The sequence below is a fragment of the Nocardioides dongkuii genome, assembly GCF_014127485.1.
Lineage (GTDB): Bacteria > Actinomycetota > Actinomycetes > Propionibacteriales > Nocardioidaceae > Nocardioides > Nocardioides dongkuii.
This window is the reverse complement of sequence record NZ_CP059903.1, coordinates 1,201,196-1,221,880: the sequence shown is the minus strand read 5'-3', so window position 1 is coordinate 1,221,880 and position 20,685 is coordinate 1,201,196. Positions and strand designations below refer to the sequence as shown.

Annotated in this window: 21 protein-coding genes; 10 read left to right on the top strand and 11 right to left on the bottom strand. The window is 73.0% G+C overall.

Annotated elements, in window-relative coordinates:
• Positions 1-13: 13 nt before the first annotated feature.
• From ilvN to H4O22_RS05890, 5 genes are all read right to left on the bottom strand, one after another.
• Positions 14-553: an acetolactate synthase small subunit gene (gene ilvN, locus H4O22_RS05910; RefSeq protein ID WP_182526105.1), complete on the bottom strand. Its 540-nt coding sequence runs from the start codon at positions 551-553 to the stop codon at positions 14-16.
• Positions 550-2,322 (bottom strand): acetolactate synthase large subunit, encoded by a 1,773-nt coding sequence (locus tag H4O22_RS05905; RefSeq protein WP_182526104.1) that lies wholly within the window; start codon positions 2,320-2,322, stop codon positions 550-552. Before H4O22_RS05905 ends, ilvN begins: the two co-directional genes overlap by 4 nt.
• Before the next feature lie 223 nt (positions 2,323-2,545).
• Positions 2,546-3,244: a VOC family protein gene (locus H4O22_RS05900; RefSeq protein ID WP_182526103.1), complete on the bottom strand. Its 699-nt coding sequence runs from the start codon at positions 3,242-3,244 to the stop codon at positions 2,546-2,548.
• Positions 3,241-3,657: a VOC family protein gene (locus H4O22_RS05895; RefSeq protein WP_182526102.1), complete on the bottom strand. Its 417-nt coding sequence runs from the start codon at positions 3,655-3,657 to the stop codon at positions 3,241-3,243. The genes H4O22_RS05900 and H4O22_RS05895 overlap by 4 nt, the downstream gene beginning before the upstream one ends.
• A 29-nt stretch (positions 3,658-3,686) precedes the next feature.
• The gene (locus tag H4O22_RS05890; RefSeq protein WP_182526101.1) at positions 3,687-4,400 is read right to left on the bottom strand and encodes a GNAT family N-acetyltransferase; all 714 of its coding nucleotides are present in this window, start codon (positions 4,398-4,400) and stop codon (positions 3,687-3,689) included.
• Positions 4,401-4,438: 38 nt separating this feature from the next.
• Here H4O22_RS05890 and H4O22_RS05885 point away from each other — a divergent pair, with 38 nt between their 5' ends.
• Together H4O22_RS05885 and H4O22_RS05880 are read left to right on the top strand one after the other, a co-directional pair.
• Positions 4,439-5,041 (top strand): sugar O-acetyltransferase, encoded by a 603-nt coding sequence (locus H4O22_RS05885; RefSeq protein ID WP_220451299.1) that lies wholly within the window; start codon positions 4,439-4,441, stop codon positions 5,039-5,041.
• Complete coding sequence (locus H4O22_RS05880) at positions 5,038-5,376, top strand: UBP-type zinc finger domain-containing protein (RefSeq protein WP_182526100.1); 339 nt, start codon at positions 5,038-5,040, stop codon at positions 5,374-5,376. Before H4O22_RS05885 ends, H4O22_RS05880 begins: the two co-directional genes overlap by 4 nt.
• Positions 5,377-5,383: 7 nt before the next feature.
• On the opposite strand, the gene H4O22_RS05875 is transcribed toward H4O22_RS05880, so the two are convergent.
• Positions 5,384-6,400 (bottom strand): S66 family peptidase, encoded by a 1,017-nt coding sequence (locus H4O22_RS05875; protein WP_182526099.1) that lies wholly within the window; start codon positions 6,398-6,400, stop codon positions 5,384-5,386.
• 4 nt (positions 6,401-6,404) lie between these two features.
• Positions 6,405-7,619, bottom strand: a complete 1,215-nt coding sequence (locus H4O22_RS05870; protein WP_244963123.1) for a kynureninase — start codon at positions 7,617-7,619, stop codon at positions 6,405-6,407.
• Positions 7,620-8,094: 475 nt separating this feature from the next.
• Here H4O22_RS05870 and H4O22_RS05865 point away from each other — a divergent pair, with 475 nt between their 5' ends.
• The 3 genes from H4O22_RS05865 to H4O22_RS05855 all read left to right on the top strand — a co-directional run bounded on the left by H4O22_RS05865 (position 8,095) and on the right by H4O22_RS05855 (position 10,640).
• Entirely contained in the window at positions 8,095-9,387 is a 1,293-nt protein-coding gene (locus tag H4O22_RS05865) for an HNH endonuclease (RefSeq protein WP_182526097.1), read from the top strand.
• Between the two features lie 547 nt (positions 9,388-9,934).
• Positions 9,935-10,297: a YidH family protein gene (locus H4O22_RS05860; RefSeq protein ID WP_182526096.1), complete on the top strand. Its 363-nt coding sequence runs from the start codon at positions 9,935-9,937 to the stop codon at positions 10,295-10,297.
• Positions 10,298-10,349: 52 nt separating this feature from the next.
• Positions 10,350-10,640: a DUF202 domain-containing protein gene (locus H4O22_RS05855; protein WP_182526095.1), complete on the top strand. Its 291-nt coding sequence runs from the start codon at positions 10,350-10,352 to the stop codon at positions 10,638-10,640.
• Positions 10,641-10,678: 38 nt separating this feature from the next.
• On the opposite strand, the gene H4O22_RS05850 is transcribed toward H4O22_RS05855, so the two are convergent.
• The 3 genes from H4O22_RS05850 to ilvD are packed head-to-tail and all read right to left on the bottom strand — an operon-like array spanning position 10,679 to position 13,976.
• Positions 10,679-11,692 carry a hypothetical protein gene (locus H4O22_RS05850; RefSeq protein ID WP_182526094.1) on the bottom strand — a complete coding sequence of 338 codons (1,014 nt, stop codon included), beginning with the start codon at positions 11,690-11,692 and terminating at the stop codon, positions 10,679-10,681.
• Positions 11,693-11,699: 7 nt separating this feature from the next.
• Complete coding sequence (locus H4O22_RS05845; RefSeq protein WP_182526093.1) at positions 11,700-12,260, bottom strand: pyridoxamine 5'-phosphate oxidase family protein; 561 nt, start codon at positions 12,258-12,260, stop codon at positions 11,700-11,702.
• A 15-nt stretch (positions 12,261-12,275) separates the two neighbouring features.
• Positions 12,276-13,976, bottom strand: a complete 1,701-nt coding sequence (gene ilvD, locus H4O22_RS05840) for a dihydroxy-acid dehydratase (RefSeq protein ID WP_182526092.1) — start codon at positions 13,974-13,976, stop codon at positions 12,276-12,278.
• A 73-nt stretch (positions 13,977-14,049) separates the two neighbouring features.
• On the opposite strand from ilvD, the gene H4O22_RS05835 reads away from it, so the two are divergent.
• Together H4O22_RS05835 and H4O22_RS05830 are read left to right on the top strand one after the other, a co-directional pair.
• Entirely contained in the window at positions 14,050-14,805 is a 756-nt protein-coding gene (locus H4O22_RS05835) for a beta-phosphoglucomutase family hydrolase (RefSeq protein ID WP_182526091.1), read from the top strand.
• On the top strand, positions 14,802-17,384 hold the full coding sequence (locus tag H4O22_RS05830) for a glycoside hydrolase family 65 protein (protein ID WP_182526090.1): 2,583 nt from the start codon (positions 14,802-14,804) through the stop codon (positions 17,382-17,384). The genes H4O22_RS05835 and H4O22_RS05830 overlap by 4 nt, the downstream gene beginning before the upstream one ends.
• Positions 17,385-17,412: 28 nt before the next feature.
• On the opposite strand, the gene H4O22_RS05825 is transcribed toward H4O22_RS05830, so the two are convergent.
• Positions 17,413-18,501 carry a WD40/YVTN/BNR-like repeat-containing protein gene (locus H4O22_RS05825; RefSeq protein WP_182526089.1) on the bottom strand — a complete coding sequence of 363 codons (1,089 nt, stop codon included), beginning with the start codon at positions 18,499-18,501 and terminating at the stop codon, positions 17,413-17,415.
• A gap of 43 nt (positions 18,502-18,544) precedes the next feature.
• Between H4O22_RS05825 and H4O22_RS05820 the strand changes: the two genes are divergently transcribed.
• The 3 genes from H4O22_RS05820 to H4O22_RS20730 all read left to right on the top strand — a co-directional run bounded on the left by H4O22_RS05820 (position 18,545) and on the right by H4O22_RS20730 (position 20,685).
• Positions 18,545-19,414 carry an EamA family transporter gene (locus tag H4O22_RS05820; RefSeq protein ID WP_193605139.1) on the top strand — a complete coding sequence of 290 codons (870 nt, stop codon included), beginning with the start codon at positions 18,545-18,547 and terminating at the stop codon, positions 19,412-19,414.
• 98 nt (positions 19,415-19,512) lie between these two features.
• Positions 19,513-19,734, top strand: a complete 222-nt coding sequence (locus H4O22_RS05815) for a hypothetical protein (RefSeq protein ID WP_182526088.1) — start codon at positions 19,513-19,515, stop codon at positions 19,732-19,734.
• 36 nt (positions 19,735-19,770) lie between these two features.
• Positions 19,771-20,685, top strand: coding sequence for an alpha/beta fold hydrolase (locus H4O22_RS20730; protein ID WP_182526087.1), 915 nt, complete (start codon positions 19,771-19,773; stop codon positions 20,683-20,685).

The window sequence follows — 20,685 nt, the reverse complement described above, 5'->3', positions numbered from 1 at the left end:
GTGGCGGGCGTGGTCAGCCGGCGGCGGGCGGGGCGGGTACGGCGACCGGGCGCAGCGAGCGCTCGGAGATCGACCGGGAGCCGCGCCCGATCGCGACCATGCCGGACTGCACGAGCTCGCGGACGCCGTACGGCTCGAGCACGCGCAGGAAGTCGGCGATCTTGCCGGCGTTGCCGGTGATCTGGATGGTGACCGCGTCGGTCGCCACGTCGACGACCTTCGCGCGGAACAGCTGGACGGTGTCGAGCACCTGGCCGCGGGTCTCCGCGGTGGCGGTGACCTTGACCATCACCAGCTCGCGGTTGACCGAGGCGGTCGGGTCGAGCTCGACGATCTTGATCACCTCGACCAGCTTGTTGAGCTGCTTGGTGACCTGCTCGAGCGGCGACTCCTCGACGTTGACCACGATCGTCATCCGCGAGATCTCGGCGTGCTCGGTCGGGCCGACCGCGAGCGACTCGATGTTGAACCCGCGGCGGCTGAACAGGCCGGCGATCCGGGCCAGGACGCCGGGCTTGTCCTCGACCAGCACGGACAGCGTGTGACGGCTCACAGGGAGACCTCCCAGTCGTCGCTCACGTCGTCGTAGTCGGGCGCGAGGTCACGGGCGTACTTGATGTCGTCGTTGCTGGTGCCGGCGGCGACCATCGGCCAGACCATCGCGTCGCGGTGCACGCGGAAGTCCACGACCACCGGGACGTCGTCGATCGCCATCGCCTTCTCGATGGTGGCGTCGACGTCGTCGGGGTTGTCGCACGCCAGCCCGACGCAGCCGTAGGCGTCGGCGAGCTTGACGAAGTCGGGGATCCGCACCGGACCGCCGTGCCGCTGGAGGTTGGTGTTGGAGTAGCGCTCGTTGTAGAAGAGCGTCTGCCACTGCCGGACCATGCCGAGCGACTCGTTGTTGATGATCGCGACCTTGATCGGGATGCCCTCGATCGCGCAGGTGGCGAGCTCCTGGTTGGTCATCTGGAAGCAGCCGTCGCCGTCGATCGACCAGACGGTCGTGTCGGGCATGCCGACCTTGGCGCCCATCGCGGCCGGCACGGAGAAGCCCATCGTGCCGAGCCCGCCGGAGTTGATCCAGGTGCCGGGCTTCTCGTAGCCGATGAACTGCGCGGCCCACATCTGGTGCTGGCCGACGCCGGAGGTGTAGATCGCGTCGGGGCCGGCGATCGCGCCGAGCCGCTCGATGACGTACTGCGGCGCGAGCGAGCCGTCGCTCGGGGCGTCGTACCCGAGGGCGTAGCGGCGCTTCACGCCGGCGAGGAACTCCACCCAGCCCTCGTAGTCGCCGGTGCGGCCCGCGTCGGCCTCGGCCTTGAGCGCCACGACGAGGTCGCTGATGACCTCGCGGCAGTCGCCCACGATCGGGACGTCGGCGTGCCGGTTCTTGCCGATCTCGGCGGGGTCGATGTCGGCGTGGATCACCTTGGCGCCGGGGGCGAACGAGTCGAGGTTGCCGGTGACCCGGTCGTCGAAGCGCGCGCCCAGGCTGATGATCAGGTCGGCCTTCTGCAGGCCGGCGACCGCGGCGACGGTGCCGTGCATGCCGGGCATGCCGAGGTGCTGCGGGTGGCTGTCGGGGAACGCCCCGCGGGCCATCAGCGTGGTGACGACCGGCATGCCGGTGAGCTCGGCGAGCACCTTGAGCTCGCGGTGCGCGCCGGAGCGGATGGTGCCGCCACCGACGTAGAGCACCGGGCGCCGGGCCTCGAGCACCAGCCGGGCGGCCTCGCGGATCTGCTTGGCGTGCGGGCGGGTCACCGGGCGGTAGCCGGGCAGGTGCAGCTCGGTCGGCCAGGCGTACGTCGTCATCGCCTGGAGCGCCGACTTCGCGACGTCGACCAGCACCGGGCCGGGGCGGCCGGTCGAGGCGATGTAGAAGGCCTCCGCGACCGTGCGCGGGATGTCGGCGGGGTCGGTGACCAGGAAGTTGTGCTTGGTGATCGGCATCGTGATGCCGCGGATGTCGGCCTCCTGGAAGGCGTCGGTGCCGATCGACGCCGCACCCACCTGACCGGTGATCGCGACCATCGGGACGGAGTCCATGTGCGCGTCGGCGAGCGGGGTGACCAGGTTCGTGGCGCCCGGGCCGGAGGTGGCCATGCAGACACCGACCTTGCCGGTGGCCGCGGCGTACCCCTGCGCGGCGTGGCCGGCGCCCTGCTCGTGCCGGACGAGGATGTGTCGGATCGTGGAGTCCATCAGGGGGTCGTACGCCGGGAGGATGGCGCCTCCCGGGATGCCGAAGATGTTCTCGGCGCCCGCTGCCTCCAGCGATGTGATCAGGCTCTGTGCGCCCGTGATCTGCTCGCTCATTCCCTTGCTTTCCTCATCGTTGTGACCCGAACCCTGGCAACAAAAAACCCCTCGGCCGCGTGGGCAACGAGGGGTGACGCGCTGGCTGAGCTGGGTCAGCTGGCGCGTCGCGTGCGTACAAGAATGTCCTGGAGCATGCGACCACGGTAGCCGTCCGGGTCTCGTCGCGTCACCCACTGTGTCACCGCGTCCCAGGATACGGGACAGCAGTCTCGGAATGCGGTCAGGCGTCGCGGCCCAGCCAGGTGGTCACGCACGCCTGGTTGCCCTGGACGTCGGCAAGCACCCAGAACCTCGGCGCCACCTCGTCGCTGACCAGCGTGCCGCCCGCGGCGACGGCGTCGCGCACCCGCCGCTCGGCCACCTCGGGCGGCACCCGGACGTCCAGGTGGAAGCGCTGCTCGACGCCGTCGGGCGAGCGGCGGTCGGACTCCTGGAACCACAGCGTGGGACGCACGCCGTCGGGGTCGACCAGCTCGTGGGGCGCCTCGTCGGACACCTGGTAGCCGAGAACGGCCGCCCAGAACGGCGCGATCTCCTCGTGGTCGTGGGTGTCGAGGGCGAGCTCGGTGACCGAGACGCCCTCGGGGTCGGCGGCCACCCCCAGCCCGGCCGCCGCCTCGGAGATCGCCCGGGCCAGGCGTACGTCGCGCTGGGTGATCCCGCCGACGTCGTGGCTGCTCAGCCGGACGGTGACCAGCGGGTACGTGAGCCCGAGGTCGGGGTGGTGGTCGGCCTCCTCGGCCAGCGCGCCGATCTCGGTGACCAGCCGCAGCCCGGTGGCGAAGTCGCCGGTGCGGAAGCGCGCCTGGAGCGTGGCGAACATCGCCCGCCAGTCGGCGAGCTGCTCGGCCTCCACGGCCCGGCCGTCGAGGCGCCGACGGTCGTCGTCGCTGGGCCTCCGCGAGGGGGTGTCGGTCATGGCAGCACCTTCCGTCCGATGGGTCCTGGGTTCCACGCGACCTCCCAGCGGTAGCCGTCGGGGTCGCCGAAGTAGCCGGTGTACCCGCCCCACTCGCGGTCCACCGCGGCGTGGACCGGGTCGGCGCCGGCCGCGGCCGCGGTCGCGAGGACCGCGTCGACCTCCTCGCGGGTGGCCACGTTGTGGGACAGCGTGAACGGCGCGACGCCGGGACCGCGACCGACGGGGCCCACCTCGGCCTCGAACGCCGCCTCGGCCCAGAGCGAGAGCACCAGCCGCTCCCCCGCCTGGATCATCACGACCTCACCGGGCACGTCGAGCTCCGCGGCCCACCCGAGGCCCCGGCAGTAGAACGCCCGGCTGGCGTCGAGGTCGCGCACCGCGACGGTGAGGAAGCTGATCCGCTGCTCCATGGCCCGACCCTCCCACGGCCGACCGACAGTCAGGGGCCGGGAGTCGGGCCCGGGCGGCGGGCGAGCGGCGCCCGCTGGGTGCCGTCGGCCTCGAAGTTCGCCGGGTCCAGCCAGGCCTCGTGGGCGGCCCGCACCTCGGGCCACTCGGTGTCGGTGACCGAGAACCAGTCGGTGTCGCGGTTGCGGCCCTTGACCACCAGGTGCTGGCGGAACCGGCCCTCGTAGGTGAAGCCCAGCCGCTGCGCCGCCCGTCGGGACGGCTCGTTGAGGCTGTCGCACTTCCACTCGACGCGGCGGTAGCCGAGGTCCTCGAAGGCGTACCGCAGGAACAGGTGGATCGCCTCGGTCGCGGCGCGGGTGCGCTGCAGGGTGCGGGCGAACAGCACCCCCGCGACCTCCACCTGGCCGTGGTCGGGGTCGATCCGCATGAAGGTCGCGAGCCCCTCGGCCGACCGGCCCTCCGGCACGATCGCCCAGGTCACCGTGTCCGTGTCACCGGCGTGCGCCGCGACCAGCCGGGCCATCTCGGCGACGTCGGTGGGCGGCTCGGCGGTGCGGTAGGTCCACAGCGGTGCGTCCTCGGGCCCGCAGAGCGAGGCGTGCAGCGGCTCCGCGTGGCTGCCGCCGAGCGGCTCCAGCCGGACGTACCGGCCCTCGAGGAGCGTGGGCCGCGGGAGGTCGCGCGGGGACCAGCCGGCGACCTCGTCGCCCACCTGCTGGCCGTGGTCGTTGGTCGTCGGCATCCTGGAAGCCTAGGGGTGGTCCGTCCTAGGCTCGCGGCATGGCCCGGTCCCCCGATCCGCACGACCCGCGCTCGATGCGCGAGCGGATGATGGCCGGCGACCTCTACATCGCCGACGACCCCGAGCTCGGCGCGATGTCCGACGAGGCCGCGGACCTGTGCGCGGCGTACAACGCCACCACCACCCGGCAGCGGCCGCTGCGCCGGCAGCTGCTGGAGGCGCTGCTCGGGTCGGTGGGCGAGGACACCGCGCTCCGGCCGCCGCTCCGGGTCGACTTCGGCTCGAACATCCGCATCGGCGCACGCTGCTTCGCCAACTGGGGCCTGGTCGCCGCCGACGTCGCGGCGATCACCATCGGTGACGACGTGCAGATCGGTCCGAACGTCCAGCTGCTGACGCCCACGCACCCGATCGACCCCGAGACGCGGCGCGCCACGTGGGAGGCCGGCGAGCCGATCACGCTCGGCGACAACGTCTGGCTCGGCGGCGGCGTGATCGTGCTGCCCGGCGTCACGATCGGCGCGAACACCGTCGTCGGGGCCGGCTCGGTCGTCACCCGCGACCTCCCCGCCGACGTGGTCGCGGTCGGCAACCCCGCCCGCGTCGTCCGCGGCGTGCACGACCGGAAGGACCGCCCATGACCGCCATCGACCCCACCGCCCCTCCCAGCGGCCCCGGCTGCGTCGAGTGCGACGCCGCCGGCGGCTGGTGGGTCCACCTCCGTCGGTGCGCCCGGTGCGGGCACGTCGGGTGCTGCGACTCCTCCCCGTCCCAGCACGCCACCGCGCACTTCCGCGCGAGCGGGCATCCGGTCGTGCAGAGCTTCGAGCCGGGCGAGGACTGGTTCTGGGACTACGAGCGCGAGGTCGGCGTGCTCGGGCCGGCGTTGGCGCCGCCGACGGCGCACCCCGACGACCAGCCGGTGCCCGGCCCCGCCGGGCGGGTCCCCGACGACTGGCGCTCGCAGGTGCACTGACCCGGGATCAGCCCCAGCTCTGGGTGATCTCCGCGCCGTGGTGGTCGACCGCGACGTGCGCGAGGGCGCCGTTCACCATCGGCAGGTAGGGCCAGACGTGGCCGAAGTCGACCCCCAGGACCAGGGGTACGTCGAGCGGGCCGAGCGCGTCGAGCACCGCCTCGCGCTGGGTGTACCCCTCGGCGTCGGGCGCCGACGTACGACCGACCAGGACGGCGTTCGCCTCGTCGAACCAGCCGGCGAGGCGCATGCCGTGCAACGCCCGGCCGATCTCGAAGGCGCCGGACTCGGCGGCCTCGACGTACACGACCAGGCCGTCGTCGGCGAGCGAGCGGCCGAGCGCCGGCACGTCGCCGTACGGCGTCCCGGTGAGCGGCGCGAGCACCTCGATGCAGCCGCCGACGAGCCGTCCGGTCACGTCCAGGCCGCCCCCGCCGACGACCTCCCAGCTGCCGGGGGTGTCCAGCTCGTGCTCGCTGACGGCGGGGTCCTTCTCCCAGTCGTCGAAGGCGCCGGTGCGGTAGCGGCCCGGGGAGCGCTGGGTCACCGGCGCGGCGGCCTCGGCGACGTCGAGCCAGTGCAGGAGGCCCTCGGGCTGCGCGTACGGCGTGTCCATCAGGTTGGCGCCGTGCAGCGAGGCCCAGCCCAGCCGGGTGGCGAGCGGCAGCATCAGGGTCGTGAGGTCGCTGAACCCGACCAGCCAGGTCGGCTCGGCGGCGCCGATCGCGTCCCAGTCGAGGTGCTCGAGCACCTGGATCGCCAGCTCTCCACCCCACGGCGGGACGACCGCACGGACCTCGGGATCGACGAGCATCGCGGTGAGCTCGGCGGCGCGCTGCTCGCCGGTCCCGGTCACGCCACCCTGCGCGGCGACCACCTGCTCACCGAGGCGGACGTCGTACCCGCGGCTCCGGAGGACGTCGCAGGCGACCTCGAGCCGGGGCTGGTACGACGGCCGGATGCCGGAGGACGGGGAGGTCACGCCGATGGCGTCACCGGGACGGAGCGGGCGGGGGAAGCGCATGGCGTCAGCCTGTCAGGCCCTCCAGCACCTCGCGAACCGCTTCCAGCCCGGCGCGCACCTCGGTGAAGGACGTCGAGAGCGGCGAGAGGCCGATCCGGAGTCCGTCGGGATCGCGGTAGTCGGGGATGACGTCGCGCTCCCACAGCCGCGCCGTGGCCTCGCGCATGTGCGGGTGGTTCAGGGTCACGTGACCGCCGCGCAGGGCGCTGTCACGGGGCGAGGCGACCTCGACCCCGAGCGGCGCCAGGACCTCGTCGGCGAGCTCGACCACGAGGTCGGTGAGGTCGACGGACTTGCGCCGCACGGCGTCCATGCCGACCTCCTCGAGGAGCGTCAGCATGTCCTGCGTCGCCAGCATGCCGAGCACGGGCGGCGTGCCCGACAGCATCCGGCGCACGCCCGCGGCGGGGCGGTACGTCGGGCCCATCTCGAACGGCTCGCGCGCGCCCAGCCAGCCCTGCACCGGCTGCACGATCTCGTCGTGGAGCCGCGCCGCGACGTACACGAACGCCGGCGAGCCGGGGCCGCCGTTGAGGTACTTGTAGTTGCAGCCCACGGCCAGGTCGGCGTCCCAGGCGTCCAGCGCGACCGGGACCGAGCCCACGGAGTGCGAGAGGTCCCAGAGCACCAGCGCCCCGGCGTCGTGGGCGATCCGGGTCAGCGCCTCGCCGTCGGCGAGGTACGCGGACCGGTAGGCGACGTGGCTGAGCACGACGAGGGCCGTGCGCTCCCCGACCGCGTCCGTGAGCTGGTCGGCGGTCACGCCGGCGGCGGTGTCGACGTCGATCCAGCGGACGGTGAGGCCGCACTCGTCGGCGACCCCCTCCGCGACGTACCGGTCGGTCGGGAAGTTGTCGCGGTCCACCACGATCTCGCTGCGCCCGGGGCGCGCCGCGACCGCGGCACGCATCGCCTTGTAGAGGAGCACGGTGGTCGAGTCCCCCACCACCGTCTGGCCCGCGGCCGCGCCGAGGCAGGTGCGCCCGAGGCCGTCGCCGATCCGCTCGGGGAGCTCCATCCAGCCCTCGTCCCACCCGCGGATCAGCCGGCCGCCCCACTCCTCCTCGACGAACGCCTGCAGCCGCGGCCCGGTCACCGCCAGCGGCCGCCCGAGCGAGTTGCCGTCGAAGTAGACCAGCGGCGTCGCCGCCCCCACGAACCGCTCCCGGTACGCCGCCAGCGGATCGGCCCGGTCCAGCGCCGCAGCATCCCTCGTCACGCCGCGAGCGTAGGCGACCACCAATACGCCGAGTCGGCGCTTGTGTCCGCGCGCGCCGGCGGTGGTCGAGCAGCGAAGGCGCCTTGGCGCCCCGCCCGGTGGTTGAGCAGCGAAGGCGCCTTGGCGCCCCGCCCGGTGGTTGAGCAGCGAAGGCGCTCTGCGCCTGAGCGTTGTCGAAACCCGGTGAGGTAAGGCAGGGCCTCGACCAAGGTCGCGGGGACGCTGCGGGGGTCTCGACAACGCTCGTCGCTTGCGCTCCTCACTGCTCGACCACCGGTACGTCGAGTTCCGCCGGTGGTCGAGCAGCGAAGGCGCCCCGGCGCCCCGCCCGGTGGTTGAGCAGCGAAGGCGCTCTGGGCCTGAGCGTGTCGAGACCCGGTGACCCGAGAGGCCTCCGCCACCCCCACCGAAAAAGTCCTCCACAGATCTCATTCCAGACCTGTTGTTCGAACCTCTGTTCGAATAGAATAGAGGCATGACCACCGCCCCCGTCCTCGACACCGCAGCCGACGTGCTGTCGCGGGTGCGCGCCGAGCGGCAGGTCGAGCACCAAGCGGCGGCGAACCTCCTGACTGCCGCGGTGGCGTGGGCGGGGATCCACTCCGTCGACGAGCGCGACTCCTACCTCGCGGCGGTGGTGCCCGGCACCGAGGGCGAGCTGATGGTCGCCGGACCCGGTGCCCCGCTGGTCGCGGAGTTCTCGGTGTGCGAGTTCGCGGCCGCGATGGGCATCACGACCGACGCCGGCGCCTGCTACCTCGGGGAGGCCGTCGAGCTCGCCCACCGCCTCCGCCGGGTCTGGACCCGGGTGCAGTCCGGGGACCTCCCGGCCTGGAAGGCCCGCCGGATCGCGCAACAGACCATCTCCCTGCCCATGGATGGCGCGGCCTATGTGGACCGGCACGTCGCCCCGGTCGCGCACAAGATCGGCATCGCCGCACTCGACCGGCTGATCGAGGAAGCCCGGGTCCGGTTCGACCCCGACGAAGCGAGGGAACGCCGCCTCGCTGCCGCCGACGGACGGCACTTCGACATCGACACCCACCAGGTCTCCTACGACGGCACCATCGCCGTCGAAGGGGTCTTGGACCTGGCCGACGCGATCGACCTCGACGAAGCCGTCAAGCGCGGCGCCGCGCACCTTGCCGACCTCGGGTCGGACCTGTCGTTGGACGTGCGGCGCTCGATGGCCGCCGGCGACCTCGCCCGCCGCCAGCTCGCCCTCGAGCTGAACGTCGAAGGCACTGAGGAGACCAGCAAGAAGCGGTCCAAGCGGGCGATGCCCCGTCAGGTGGTGCTGCACACCCACCTCGCCGCCGCCGCCATCGGTGGGTCAGGGGACGAGCTGTACCTAGCGCGGATCGAGAACACCCGCTCCTTCATCGACGTCGAGCAGGTCCGCGCGTGGTGCGCGAACCCCGACACCCAGGTCGTCGTCAAGCCCGTCATCGACCTCACCGGCCACATCGCCACGACCGCCTACGAGGTCCCCGACCGGCTCCGCGAACGCCAGGTGCTGCTCCACCACACCTGCGTCTTCCCCTGGTGCACCCGACCCGGACGAAAAGCCGACTGCGACCACGTCACCGCCGCATCCAAAGGCGGCACCACCTGCTCCTGCAACACCGCGCCCCTGTGCCGACGACATCACCGGGTCAAGACCCACGGCCGCTGGACCTACACCGCCCTCGACGAGACCACCTTCCGATGGCGAAGCCCCCACGGCCTGACCTTCCTCCGCGACCACACCGGCACCCACCCCACCTGACCCACCCGCCCCGGACCCCGCCGTATCCACCACCACGGCGGGGACCCCGGCACGTCCGGAGCTCAGGACGGAGGTCTCGATACGCCCGCTCGTTCCTCGCGGCCTACTCGACCACCGAAGCACTCGCGGGGTCTCGATACGCCGGGGTCAGGGCCGTCTGTCGGGTCACCGGGTTTCGACACCGCTCGTCGCTGGCGCTCCTCGCTGCTCAACCACCGGCGGGCCGGGCGGACACGCCGGGGGCCTCGGCACGCCTAGGGGCGGTCTCGATACGCCCACTCGTTCCTCGCGGGCTACTCGACCACCGAAGCACTCGCCGAATCGGCGCTTATGCCCCAGGCCGCGAACACAAGCGCCGACTCGCGGGGTCTCGATGCGCCGGGGTCGGGGCCGTCTGTCGGGTCACCGGGTTTCGACAACGCTCAGGCGCAGAGCGCCTTCGCTGCTCAACCACCGGCGGTCACCGCCGACGCGCCTTCGCTGCTCAACCACCGGCGGGGACCTCGCTCGCCCCGGGTTGGTTTCGATACTGGGTGACACTGGATGAATGCGTGAGAGAAGCGAGCGCCGGCCGCAGTGGGTCTACGGCCAGGGTGACGACCCGGACTACAGCTCCAGCCTGGCCAACGAGCGCACCTTCTTGATCTGGGTCCGCACCGCGCTCGCCCTCCTCGCGGCCGGAGTCGCGCTCGACGTGGTCGACCTGTCGATCTCCTCGCGGGCGCAGGACGCCATCGCGATGACCCTGCTGGGCCTCGCCGTCGTGACCGCGCTGGTCTCGTGGGTCCGCTGGGGACTCGTCGAACGCTCGATGCGCCGTCGCGAGCCGATGCCGCCGATCGGCTTCGGGGCGCTGCTCATGCTGGCCGTCGGCGGCATCGCCGCCATCCTGATCATCGCGTGGCTGTGAGGACGCGGCCGTGAGCATGCCGCGGCCCGTCGACGGTCGGTCCGATCCACCGGTGCCGAGCGACGAGCGGACGACGCTGGCGTGGGAGCGCACCGCGCTCACCCTGTTCGCGGTCGTGGCCGCGACGGCGAAGCACACCTGGTCCGTGCTCGGACCCACCGCGCTCCTGCCGCTGGTCCCCCTGGCGCTGCTCTCGGTCTGGGTGGTCGTCGAGGGCTGGCGCCGCTACGACGACGACCGCTACTACCGCGTCTACCGCGCGATCGGCGGCCCGACCTTCGCCCTGGCCCTCACGGTCGCGCTGGCGGCGGGTCTCGAGGTGGTCCACCTGTTCGCCGTGTGAGGACTCCGTGTGAGGACTCCCCGTGCTCGTCGGCCAGGTCACTGGAAGCTGACGAACCGCACCCGCGGCCGGACGGCGTGCACCGCCCCGGGCCCCATCCGACGGACGTCCTCGTCGTAGAACAGCTTCAGCCCCATCGTGAACCGACCCGGCCGGGCGACCGTCTCGTAGGTCTCCATCTTCTGCCCGCGGGTGCCGAACCCGTCGACGTGCTGCACGAGAGCCAGGCCGGGACGCCGCTGCACCCGGTGCAGGTCGGGCAGCATCGAGGTCCGGAACTGGTGCAGCACGAACAGCTTCTCCGGGAGCAGGTGGCGCCGGACCAGGGCCGCCAGCCAGGCAGAGGTCCGGTTCACCTCGGCGGCGCTCGCGTGCCCGATGACCCGCCCCGGCACCTGGCCCGGCGACATCCGCCACTCCGGGTCGAGGGCGAGCCCGACGTGCGGCTGCCGCAGCGCCCACTCCCAGCGCTTCGCCACCTCGAGGAAGTCCGACGTCCCGGGCTGCAGGTCGAGCACCACCAGCGCGCCGTCCTCGCGGGCCACGTCGAGGTAGCGCCGCACGTCGCGCCGCGCGATGTCGTGGCTGTGGTCGCCGTCCCGCCCCGGATGGCGGTCGGCGATCGTCACGATCAGCTCGTAGACCGGCTGCACCGGCTGCCCCGGGCGCCGGAACGGCAGCGCCGCGCGTCGTACGGCGGCCTCCGCCCCGGCCGGCCGGGTCTCGCCCAGGACGCCGAGCGCGCCGCTGCCCGCCGTCCCGTAGTAGGCCACCAGGAACCGGTTGCCCGCGAAGACCCTCGTCCCACCGTGCGGCAGGGTCGCCCGCTTCGGCTCCGGCGCGGTCGCCGGCGTGGCCGGTGGCGCTGCAGAAGCCGAGGACTCGACCGGCGCCGCCGGAACGTGCGCCCCGCCCCGTTCCCGGGGATCGGCCGAAGGCGCGTCCGCGCCGGACCGGTAGCCCGCACCCCAGGCCACGGCCACCAGCGCCACCAGGACGAGGAGCACCAGCAGCAGGATCGGGCCGGTGGGCTCGGGTCGCTGGTCGCTCACGAGGCGGTCACGGCACCGGGTCGTCGTCGAAGGCCGGCAGCCCGTCGATGCTGGTGCGGTTCTTGGTGCGCCGGTAGGACACGACGCCGCGGGCGCCGCGGCGCTCCATGTTCGGGGTCAGCAGGTCGCGCTCGTCGTCGAGGGACATCAGCGGCAGCGCGTACCCGCACGAGTCGCTCACCCGCTCCACGTCGACCACGATCACCGCGCGGGCGGCCGGGTTCGTCGGGAAGTACGCCGACCACGCGGCGAAGTCGTCGTCGTACAGCCCGACGACGCGACCGCGGCCGTGCAGCCGGACCACGTTCGGCAACTTCCCGAACGAGCAGAACATCACCGTGATCCGGCCGTTCTGGCGCACGTGCGCGATCGTCTCGGCGCCGCTGGCGGTCAGGTCGAGGTAGGCGACGGTGTGCTCGTCGACCACGACGAAGGTGTCCGCGAGCCCCTTCGGCGAGACGTTGACGTGCCCGTCGTCACCGCTGGGCGCGGTCGCGACGAAGAAGACCGGCTGCCGCTCGACGAACGCGCGCAGCCGCCCGTCGATCGCGTCGTAGGTCTTCCCCATCCGCGACCGGCCGGCTCAGCTGGTGACGGCGCCGTGGGCCGCGGACTGCACGACCTTGGCGTACTTGCCGAGGACGCCGCGGGTGTACTTCGGGGGCCGCGGCGACCAGCCCTCGCGGCGGGCCTCGAGCTCCTCGGCCGGCACCTCGACCTCGAGCGTGCGGTTGAGGACGTCGAGCGTGATCGGGTCGCCGTCGCGCACGAACGCGATCGGCCCGCCGTCGACGGCCTCGGGCGCGACGTGGCCCACGCACAGCCCGGTGGTGCCGCCGGAGAACCGGCCGTCGGTCAGCAGCAGCACGTCCTTGCCGAGCCCGGCGCCCTTGATCGCGCCGGTGATGGCGAGCATCTCGCGCATGCCCGGCCCGCCCTTGGGACCCTCGTAGCGGATCACCACGACGTCGCCGGCGGTGATGCCGCCGTCGGCGAGCGCGTCCATCGCGGCGCGCTCGCCGTCGAAGACCCGCGCGGTGCCGCGGAAGACCGACTCGTCGAAGCCGGCGGACTTCACCACCGCGCCCTCCGGCGCCAGCGAGCCCTTGAGGATCGTCAGCCCGCCGGTGGCGTGGATCGGCCGGTCGAGCTTGCGGATCACCTCGTCGTCGAGGTCGGGCGGGGCGAGGTCGGCGAGGTTCTCGGCCATCGTCTTGCCGGTGACCGTCAGGCAGTCGCCGTGCATCAGGCCGGCGTCGAGGAGCGCCTTCATCACGACCGGGATGCCGCCGACCTTGTCGACGTCGTACATGACGTACTTGCCGAACGGCTTGAGGTCGCCCAGGTGCGGCACCTTGTCGCCGATCCGGTTGAAGTCGTCGATGGTGAGGTCGACCTCGGCCTCGCGGGCCATCGCCAGCAGGTGCAGGACGGCGTTCGTGGAGCCGCCGAGCGCCATCACGACGGTGATGGCGTTCTCGAACGCCTCCTTGGTCATGATCTGACGCGCGGTGATCCCGAGGCGCAGCAGGTTGACGACCGCCTCGCCGGAGCGGTGGGCGAACCCGTCGCGGCGGCGGTCGACCGCCGGCGGCGCGGCCGAGCCGGGCAGGCTCATGCCGATCGCCTCGGCGACCGCGGCCATCGTGTTGGCGGTGTACATGCCGCCGCACGCGCCCTCGCCCGGGCAGATCGCGCGCTCGATCCGGTCCACCTCGGCGCGGCTGATCTTGCCGGCGAGGCAGGCGCCGACCGCCTCGAAGGCGTCGATGATCGTCACGTCGTTGCCGTCGACCTGGCCGGGCATGGTCGACCCGGCGTACAGGAACACGCTGGCGAGGTCGAGGCGCGCGGCGGCCATCATCATGCCGGGCAGCGACTTGTCGCAGCCCGCGAGCAGCACGGACCCGTCGAGCCGCTCGGCCATCATCACGGTCTCGACGGAGTCGGCGATCACCTCGCGCGACACCAGGGAGAAGTGCATGCCCTCGTGACCCATCGAGATGCCGTCGGAGACCGAGATGGTCCCGAACTCGAGGGGGTAGCCGCCGGCCGCGTGCACGCCGTTCTTCACGGCCTTCGCGAGCCGGTCGAGCGAGAGGTTGCAGGGGGTGATCTCGTTCCAGCTCGACGCGACGCCGACCTGGGGCTTCTCCCAGTCGTCGTCGCCCATGCCGACCGCGCGGAGCATGCCGCGCGCAGCGGCCCGCTCCAGCCCGTCGGTGACGTCGCGTGACCGGGGCTTGAGGTCGGGGGTGGTCCGGCCAGGGTCCTGCTCGCTCATGCTCCGAGACTAGTCGCGCCGTGGGCCCCGCCGTGCGCCGGTCTCAGCGCCGTGGGGCACTAGCCTGAGCAGGGTGAACCCCGACCAGCAGCTCGCCTGGAGCGACGTCGACGCCGTCCTCTTCGACCTCGACGGGGTGGTCACGCCGACCGCCGAGGTGCACATGCGTGCCTGGGCGGAGATGTTCAACGCCTTCCTCGAGTCGTACGCCGGGGAGGGCGACCGCGCCGCGTACACCGACGCCGACTACTTCGCCCATGTCGACGGCAAGCCGAGGTACGACGGGGTCCGCGACTTCCTGGAGTCCCGCGGCATCACCCTCCCGGAGGGCACCACCGAGGACCCGCCGACCGCGGAGACGGTCCGCGGGCTGGGCAACCGCAAGAACGACGCGTTCAACGCGGTGCTCGCCCGCGACGGCGTCACGGCGTACCCCGGCTCGATCGCGCTCCTCGACCACCTGCGCGACCTCGACCTGCCGCTGGCGATCGTCTCCTCCTCGGCCAACGCGCCCGCGGTGCTCGAGGCAGCGGGCCTGCTCGACCGGTTCGCGACCGTGGTCGACGGCCGGGTCGCCACCGAGCTCGGGCTGCCGGGCAAGCCGGCGCCCGACACGTTCGTGCACGCCGCCGAGGAGCTCGGCACCACCCCCGACCGCGCCGTGGTGCTCGAGGACGCGGTCTCCGGGGTCCGGGCAGGGGCGGCCGGTGGGTTCGCGGCCGTCGTCGGCGTCGACCGCGGCGCCGGCGAGAAGGTGCTCCGCGAGGCGGGGGCCACCCTGGTCGTCCGCGACCTCGCCGAGCTGGTCCCGGGCGGGGACGCGGGATGAGCAGCCGTCGCGTCGGCCCCGACCCGATGGACCGCGGCCGCTTCCCGGTCGACCCCTGGCGGCTGGTGGAGACCAGCTACCACCCCGACGACCTCGGCGTGACCGAGACGCTGTTCACCGTCGCCAACGGCTACCTCGGGATGCGCGGCAACGCCGAGGAGGGCCGCCCCGCCTTCGAGCACGGCACCTACGTCAACGGGTTCCACGAGACCTGGCCGATCCGACACGCGGAGGCGGCCTTCGGGTTCGCCCGCACCGGCCAGACGATCGTCAACGCCCCGGACGCCAAGGTCCTCAAGATCTACGTCGACGACGAGCCGCTGACCTTCGGCACCGCCGACCTCGAGGCCTACGAGCGCACCCTGGACTTCCGCGACGGCGTGCTGCGCCGGCACATCGTCTGGCGGACGCCGTCGGGCAAGCGGGTGCGCATCGACTCCACCCGGATGGTCTCGATGACCCAGCGCCACCTGGCGTTCCTGACGCTCGAGATCACCATGCTCACCGGCGACGCCCCGGTCGTGGTCTCCTCGGAGATCCTCAACCGCCAGGACGGTCTCGACGAGGACCACGCCGCCGCCCCGACGCCGGTCGCGGGCACGGTGGTCGACCCGCGCAAGGCGTCGCGCTTCGAGGACCGGGTGCTGGTGCCGCGCCTGCACTACGCCCGCGAGGACCGGATGCTGCTCGGCTTCCAGTGCGCCACGTCCGGGATGACCATGGCGGTCGCCGCGGACCACGTGCTGGAGACCCACGACGAGCACGAGGTCGTCGTCCGCGGCGACCAGGACCTGGTCGAGACGGTGGTCCGCGTCGACGCCACCCAGGGCCGCACGATGCGGCTGACGAAGACGATCAGCTACCACACCTCGCGCCGCGCCCCGGTCCGCGAGCTCGCCGACCGGTGCGACCGCACCCTGGACCGGGCCGCGCGGTACGGCCTCGACCACTACCTCGACGAGCAGCGCGGCTGGTTCACGACGTTCTGGGAGGCGGCCGACGTCGAGATCGGCGGCGAGAGCAGCGAGCAGCTCGCCGTGCAGCAGGCGACCCGCTTCAACCTGTTCACCCTGGCCCAGGCCAGTGCCCGCACCGACGGCGTCGGCATCCCGGCCAAGGGCGTCACCGGCTCCGGCTACGAGGGCCACTACTTCTGGGACACCGAGGTCTACGTCGTCCCGTTCCTCAGCTACACGCTCCCCGAGGTGGCCCGCAACACGCTGCACTTCCGCGCGGTGCTGCTGCCCGCCGCGCGAGCCCGGTCGCGCGAGATGGCGCAGAGCGGCGCGACGTACCCCTGGCGGACGATCAACGGCGAGGAGGCCTCGGCGTACTACGCGGCGGGCTCGGCGCAGGTGCACATCAACGCCGACATCGCCTACGCCCTGGTCCGCTACGTCCGGGCGACCGGCGACCTGGGCTTCCTACGCCGCGAGGGCATCGACATCCTGGTCGAGACCGCGCGGATGTGGGCCGACCTCGGGTTCTGGCGCAGCAACGGCGAGCCGAGCTTCCACATCCACGGCGTCACCGGGCCCGACGAGTACACCACCGTCGTGAACAACAACCTGTTCACCAACGTGATGGCGCGGTTCAACCTCGAGCAGGCCGCCGACGCCGTCATGGCGGTCCGCCGCGACGACCCCGAGGAGTTCGCCCGGGTCCGGGCCCGCCTCGGGCTCGGCGAGGAGGAGGCCGAGACCTGGCGCCGGTGCGCCCACGGCATGACCATCCCGTTCGACGAGGGCCTCGGCATCCACCCGCAGGACGACTTCTTCCTCGACCGCGAGGTCTGGGACCTCTCCCGCACGCCCGCGGACCTCAGGCCGCTGATGCTGCACTACCACCCCCTGGTGATCTACCGCTTCCAGGTGCTCAAGCAGGCCGACGTGGTCCTGGCGCTCTTCCTCCAGGGCGACCGGTTCACCGAGGAGGAGAAGCGGGCGGACTTCGAGTACTACGACCCGATCACCACCGGCGACTCCACGCTCTCGGCGTGCGTGCAGGCGGTGATCGCGGCCGAGGTCGGGCACCGCAAGACGGCGCTGCGCTACTTCCACGAGGCGCTGTACGTCGACCTCCAGGACCTGCACCACAACACCGTCGACGGCATGCACGTGGCGTCCTGCGGCGGCGTGTGGAGCGCGCTGGTCTCCGGCTTCGGCGGGATGCGCGACCACGGCGGGCGGCTCGCCTTCGACCCGCGGCTCCCGGACACGTGGCCCTCGCTGCGCTACCGGCTGACCTGGCGCGGCTCGCGGCTGCTCGTCGAGATCACCCGCGACCTGCTGCGGATCACCGTCGAGGCCGAGCGCGAGCCCGGCACAGCGGTGTCCCTGGGCGTCCGCGGTCAGACGTACTCCGTCAGCGCCGGCGCCCCGCTCGAGGTGCCGCTGGCGCACCAGGGTCCGCACATCGAGGAGGTGCTCGACGCGCGCCCGGTCATCGGTGCCGTCCGCGCCGACGGCAGCACCATCACCGCCGGCGTGCCGGACCCGGTCTCCCACGAGATCGACCAGGCCGACCTCGCGCCGTCGGACCGGGCGCCCGGGATCGGGCCGCACGTGCCGCTGCCCTGACCCGTACGGCGTCGGGCCGCCGGGGCGCTCAGACCCGCGCGGCCCGCACCACCAGCACGTCGGGCAGGTTGGCGACGATGGGGCGCCAGCTCTCCCCGCTGTCGGCGGAGCCCCACACGGCGCCGTTGCGGGCGCCGACGTACACGCCGGCGGAGTCGTGGTCGTCGACGGACATGCCGTCGCGCATCACGCCCACGAAGAACCCGTCGGGCAGCCCCTTCCCGAGCTCCTCCCACGACTCCCCCGCGTCGCGGGAGCGCCAGACCCGGGCCTTGCCGTCGGTCGGGTAGCGGCCGAACCCGGCGTTGAGCGGGAAGACGTAGACCGTGTCCGGGTCGTGGGGGTGCACGACGACCGGGAACCCGAAGTCGGCCGGCAGGCCGTCGGCGATGGACACCCAGCTGGCCGCGTGGTCGTCGGAGCGGTAGACCCCGCCGTGGTTCTGCAGGAAGAGCCGCTCCGGGCGCGCCGGGTGCCGCGCGACCTTGTGGACGCACTGCCCGAACGGCGGGTACTGCTGGCCCTCGGGGAGGAACTCGGCGCGGATCCCCTGGTTGCGGGCCGTCCAGGAGGCACCGCCGTCGTCGGTCTGGTAGACCCCGCCGGTCGAGATCGCGGCGGTCACCGACCGCGGGTCGGTCGGGTGCGGCAGGACGGTGTGGAAGGCCTGGCCGCCGAAGCCGGCGCCCCACTCCGGGCGTTCCGGGTGCTCCCACAGGGCCCGCTCGAGCTCGAAGTGGGCTCCGTCGTCGGTGGAGCGCCAGACCGCCCCCGGCTCGGTGCCGGCGTACAGGACGCCGGCCTCGGGCCCCGCCACCAGCTGCCAGATCCGCTCGACCGAGGCGTCGGTGCCCTCGGGGAAGCGGATCGCGCCGTTGGGCGTCTCGGACCAGGTCGCCCCGAGGTCGTCGGAGCGGCGCACCTGCGGGCCGAGCCAGCTCGACGAGGCGCCGGCGTACAGCCGCGGGGTCGGGCCGCGCGTGTCGACCAGGCAGGAGTAGACCTCCTCCATGTCGTGGTGCGGACCGGTCAGCTCCCAGTCCTCCCGCGCGTCGTCGGACGTCGCGATCCACAGACCCTTGCGGGTCCCGATCATCAGCACCGTGCTCGCCGTCATCCCTGTCTCCTCCGTCGTGGGCACTCCTCGGTAGGTTGACCCCGTGGCCGCCTCGAACTCATCGCGGCGGGTGCCGCCGGTGGTCCTCGTCCTGATCGGGATCGCCTCGGTCCAGCTCGGCGCCGGCATCGCGAAGCGTCTCTTCGAGGAGGCCGACCCGACCGGGATCGTGTGGCTGCGGCTCGCCGCGAGCGCGCTGATCATGCTCGCCCTCGCCCGTCCGGTCCTGCGCGGCAAGACCCGCGACGACTGGCTCGTCGTGCTCGCCTTCGGCGCCAGCCTGGGGGTGATGAACTGGGCGATCTACCAGTCCTTCCAGCGGATCCCGCTGGGCCTGGCGGTCACCATCGAGTTCGTCGGGCCGCTCACCCTCGCCGTCCTCGGCTCGCGGCGGGCGCGCGACCTGGCCTGGGTCGCCCTCGCCGCCCTCGGGGTGGTGCTGCTGGGCTTCGAGCGCACCGACCTCGACCTCGTCGGCGTGCTGTACGCCGTCCTGGCCGGCGCCGGGTGGGCGACGTACATCCTGATGAGCGCGCAGACCGGACGGCGCTGGCCCGGCCTCGACGGGCTCGTGGTCGCCAGCGTGGTGGCGATGCTGCTGCTCACCCCGCTGGCGCTCGGCCGGCACGGCGACCAGCTCGGCGACACCCGGGTCGTGCTGCTCGGGGCGCTGGTCGGGCTGCTCAGCTCGGTGATCCCCTACACCTGCGAGCTGGTCGCGCTCCGGTCGATCCGGCCGGCCGTCTTCGGGATCCTGATGAGCATGGAGCCCGCGGCCGCGGCGCTGGCGGGGATGCTCGTGCTCTCGGAGTTCCTCAGCCCGCTGCAGTGGGCGGCGATCTCCTGCGTCGTCGTCGCGAGCGTGGGCGCCACCCGCACCGGGCGAGTGATCGCCGAGCCGGTGCCGGACTAGGACCGGAAGTTAACCCAGCCGTCGTCCGGGGGGCTGTCGGATGTCGCCCGACGGGCTTATGGTCGGGGACACCCACCCTCCTTTCCCCGGAGACTGCCGTGCCGGTTCCGCTTCCCACCCTCACCCCGTTCACGCCCCTGCTCCGCCTCGCCCGCCGCCGCGTCACCCCGCGCCTGGCGCAGTGGGCGGCCGCCTCCCACCACGGCGCCCGTCGCAACGCGATGGTGGGCGCCACCCGGCTCGCGCAGCAGCGGGCCGACCGCGAGGAGGTCGACGACTTCCTCGCGACCCGGGCCGACGACCGCTCCGCGCACGGCTGACCCGTTCTTGCGGGGGTCGCTGGCACAATTCCTGCCATGTCGACCTCCGCCGCCCGCGTCAGCGACTCGGGGCGCCTGGCCTTCCACGACGTGCTCTCCGACGACGGCACCCGGCTGCGCGCCTGGACCAACGACCCGGACGGCGTGCTCGGGGGCCCCACGGTCGTGCTGTGCAACGGCCTCGGCACCAGCGCGTTCGCCTGGCCGGCGCTGCTGAGCTCCGACTGCGACGTCCGCGTCGTCTCCTGGAACCACCGCGGCACCGGCGGCTCGGAGCGGCCGGTCGACCCCGACCGCGTCGACGTCGGGGCGTTCGTCGAGGACGCGCTCTCGGTGATGGACCACTTCGGCGTCGACCGGGCCGTGCTGATGGGCTGGTCGGCGGGCGTGAACACGATGTTCGAGCTGGCGACCGAGCACCCCGAGCGGGTCACCGGTCTGTTCGCGGTCGCCGGGGTGCCGGGCGACACCTTCTCCACGATGCTCGGGCCGGCCCGGCTGCCGCGCATCGCCGCCCGCGCGCTGACCGTGAACCTCTCCCGGGTCGCCAAGGTGGGCGGCCGCGCCCTGACCCCGCTCACCACCCGGATCCCCGTCGGCCGCCGGATGATCGACGTGCTCAGCCACAGCGGCTTCATGTTCCCGGTCGCCGACCCCGAGCTCGCGGCGGCCGCGGTCGGGGAGTTCCTCACCACCCCGGTCGACTGGTACGCCCACCTGGCGCTCCGCACCTCCGAGCACCCCCGGGTGCCGCTCAGCCGGATCCGGGTCCCGGTCACGTTCGTGGCCGCGACGTACGACGTGCTGGCCGGCGCGCGGCACATGCGCACCGCCGCCGAGCGGGTCGCCGGGGCTGAGTACGTCGAGCTCCGCGGCAGCCACTTCATCCAGATGGAGCAGCCCGAACGCGTGCACGAGCTGCTGCTCGCGCTGCTGGACCGGGTCGGCTGA

Bases quoted from the DNA above. Each gene is read 5' to 3' on its own strand.
- H4O22_RS05905 (WP_182526104.1), bottom strand. From the start codon at position 2,322: ATGAGCGAGCAGATCACGGGCGCACAGAGCCTGATCACATCGCTGGAG.
- H4O22_RS05900 (WP_182526103.1), bottom strand. From the start codon at position 3,244: ATGACCGACACCCCCTCGCGGAGGCCCAGCGACGACGACCGTCGGCGC.
- H4O22_RS05895 (WP_182526102.1), bottom strand. From the start codon at position 3,657: ATGGAGCAGCGGATCAGCTTCCTCACCGTCGCGGTGCGCGACCTCGAC.
- H4O22_RS05890 (WP_182526101.1), bottom strand. From the start codon at position 4,400: ATGCCGACGACCAACGACCACGGCCAGCAGGTGGGCGACGAGGTCGCC.
- H4O22_RS05885 (WP_220451299.1), top strand. From the start codon at position 4,439: ATGGCCCGGTCCCCCGATCCGCACGACCCGCGCTCGATGCGCGAGCGG.
- H4O22_RS05880 (WP_182526100.1), top strand. From the start codon at position 5,038: ATGACCGCCATCGACCCCACCGCCCCTCCCAGCGGCCCCGGCTGCGTC.
- H4O22_RS05875 (WP_182526099.1), bottom strand. From the start codon at position 6,400: ATGCGCTTCCCCCGCCCGCTCCGTCCCGGTGACGCCATCGGCGTGACC.
- H4O22_RS05865 (WP_182526097.1), top strand. From the start codon at position 8,095: ATGACCACCGCCCCCGTCCTCGACACCGCAGCCGACGTGCTGTCGCGG.
- H4O22_RS05860 (WP_182526096.1), top strand. From the start codon at position 9,935: ATGCGTGAGAGAAGCGAGCGCCGGCCGCAGTGGGTCTACGGCCAGGGT.
- H4O22_RS05845 (WP_182526093.1), bottom strand. From the start codon at position 12,260: ATGGGGAAGACCTACGACGCGATCGACGGGCGGCTGCGCGCGTTCGTC.
- ilvD (WP_182526092.1), bottom strand. From the start codon at position 13,976: ATGAGCGAGCAGGACCCTGGCCGGACCACCCCCGACCTCAAGCCCCGG.
- H4O22_RS05830 (WP_182526090.1), top strand. From the start codon at position 14,802: ATGAGCAGCCGTCGCGTCGGCCCCGACCCGATGGACCGCGGCCGCTTC.
- H4O22_RS05825 (WP_182526089.1), bottom strand. From the start codon at position 18,501: ATGACGGCGAGCACGGTGCTGATGATCGGGACCCGCAAGGGTCTGTGG.
- H4O22_RS20730 (WP_182526087.1), top strand. From the start codon at position 19,771: ATGTCGACCTCCGCCGCCCGCGTCAGCGACTCGGGGCGCCTGGCCTTC.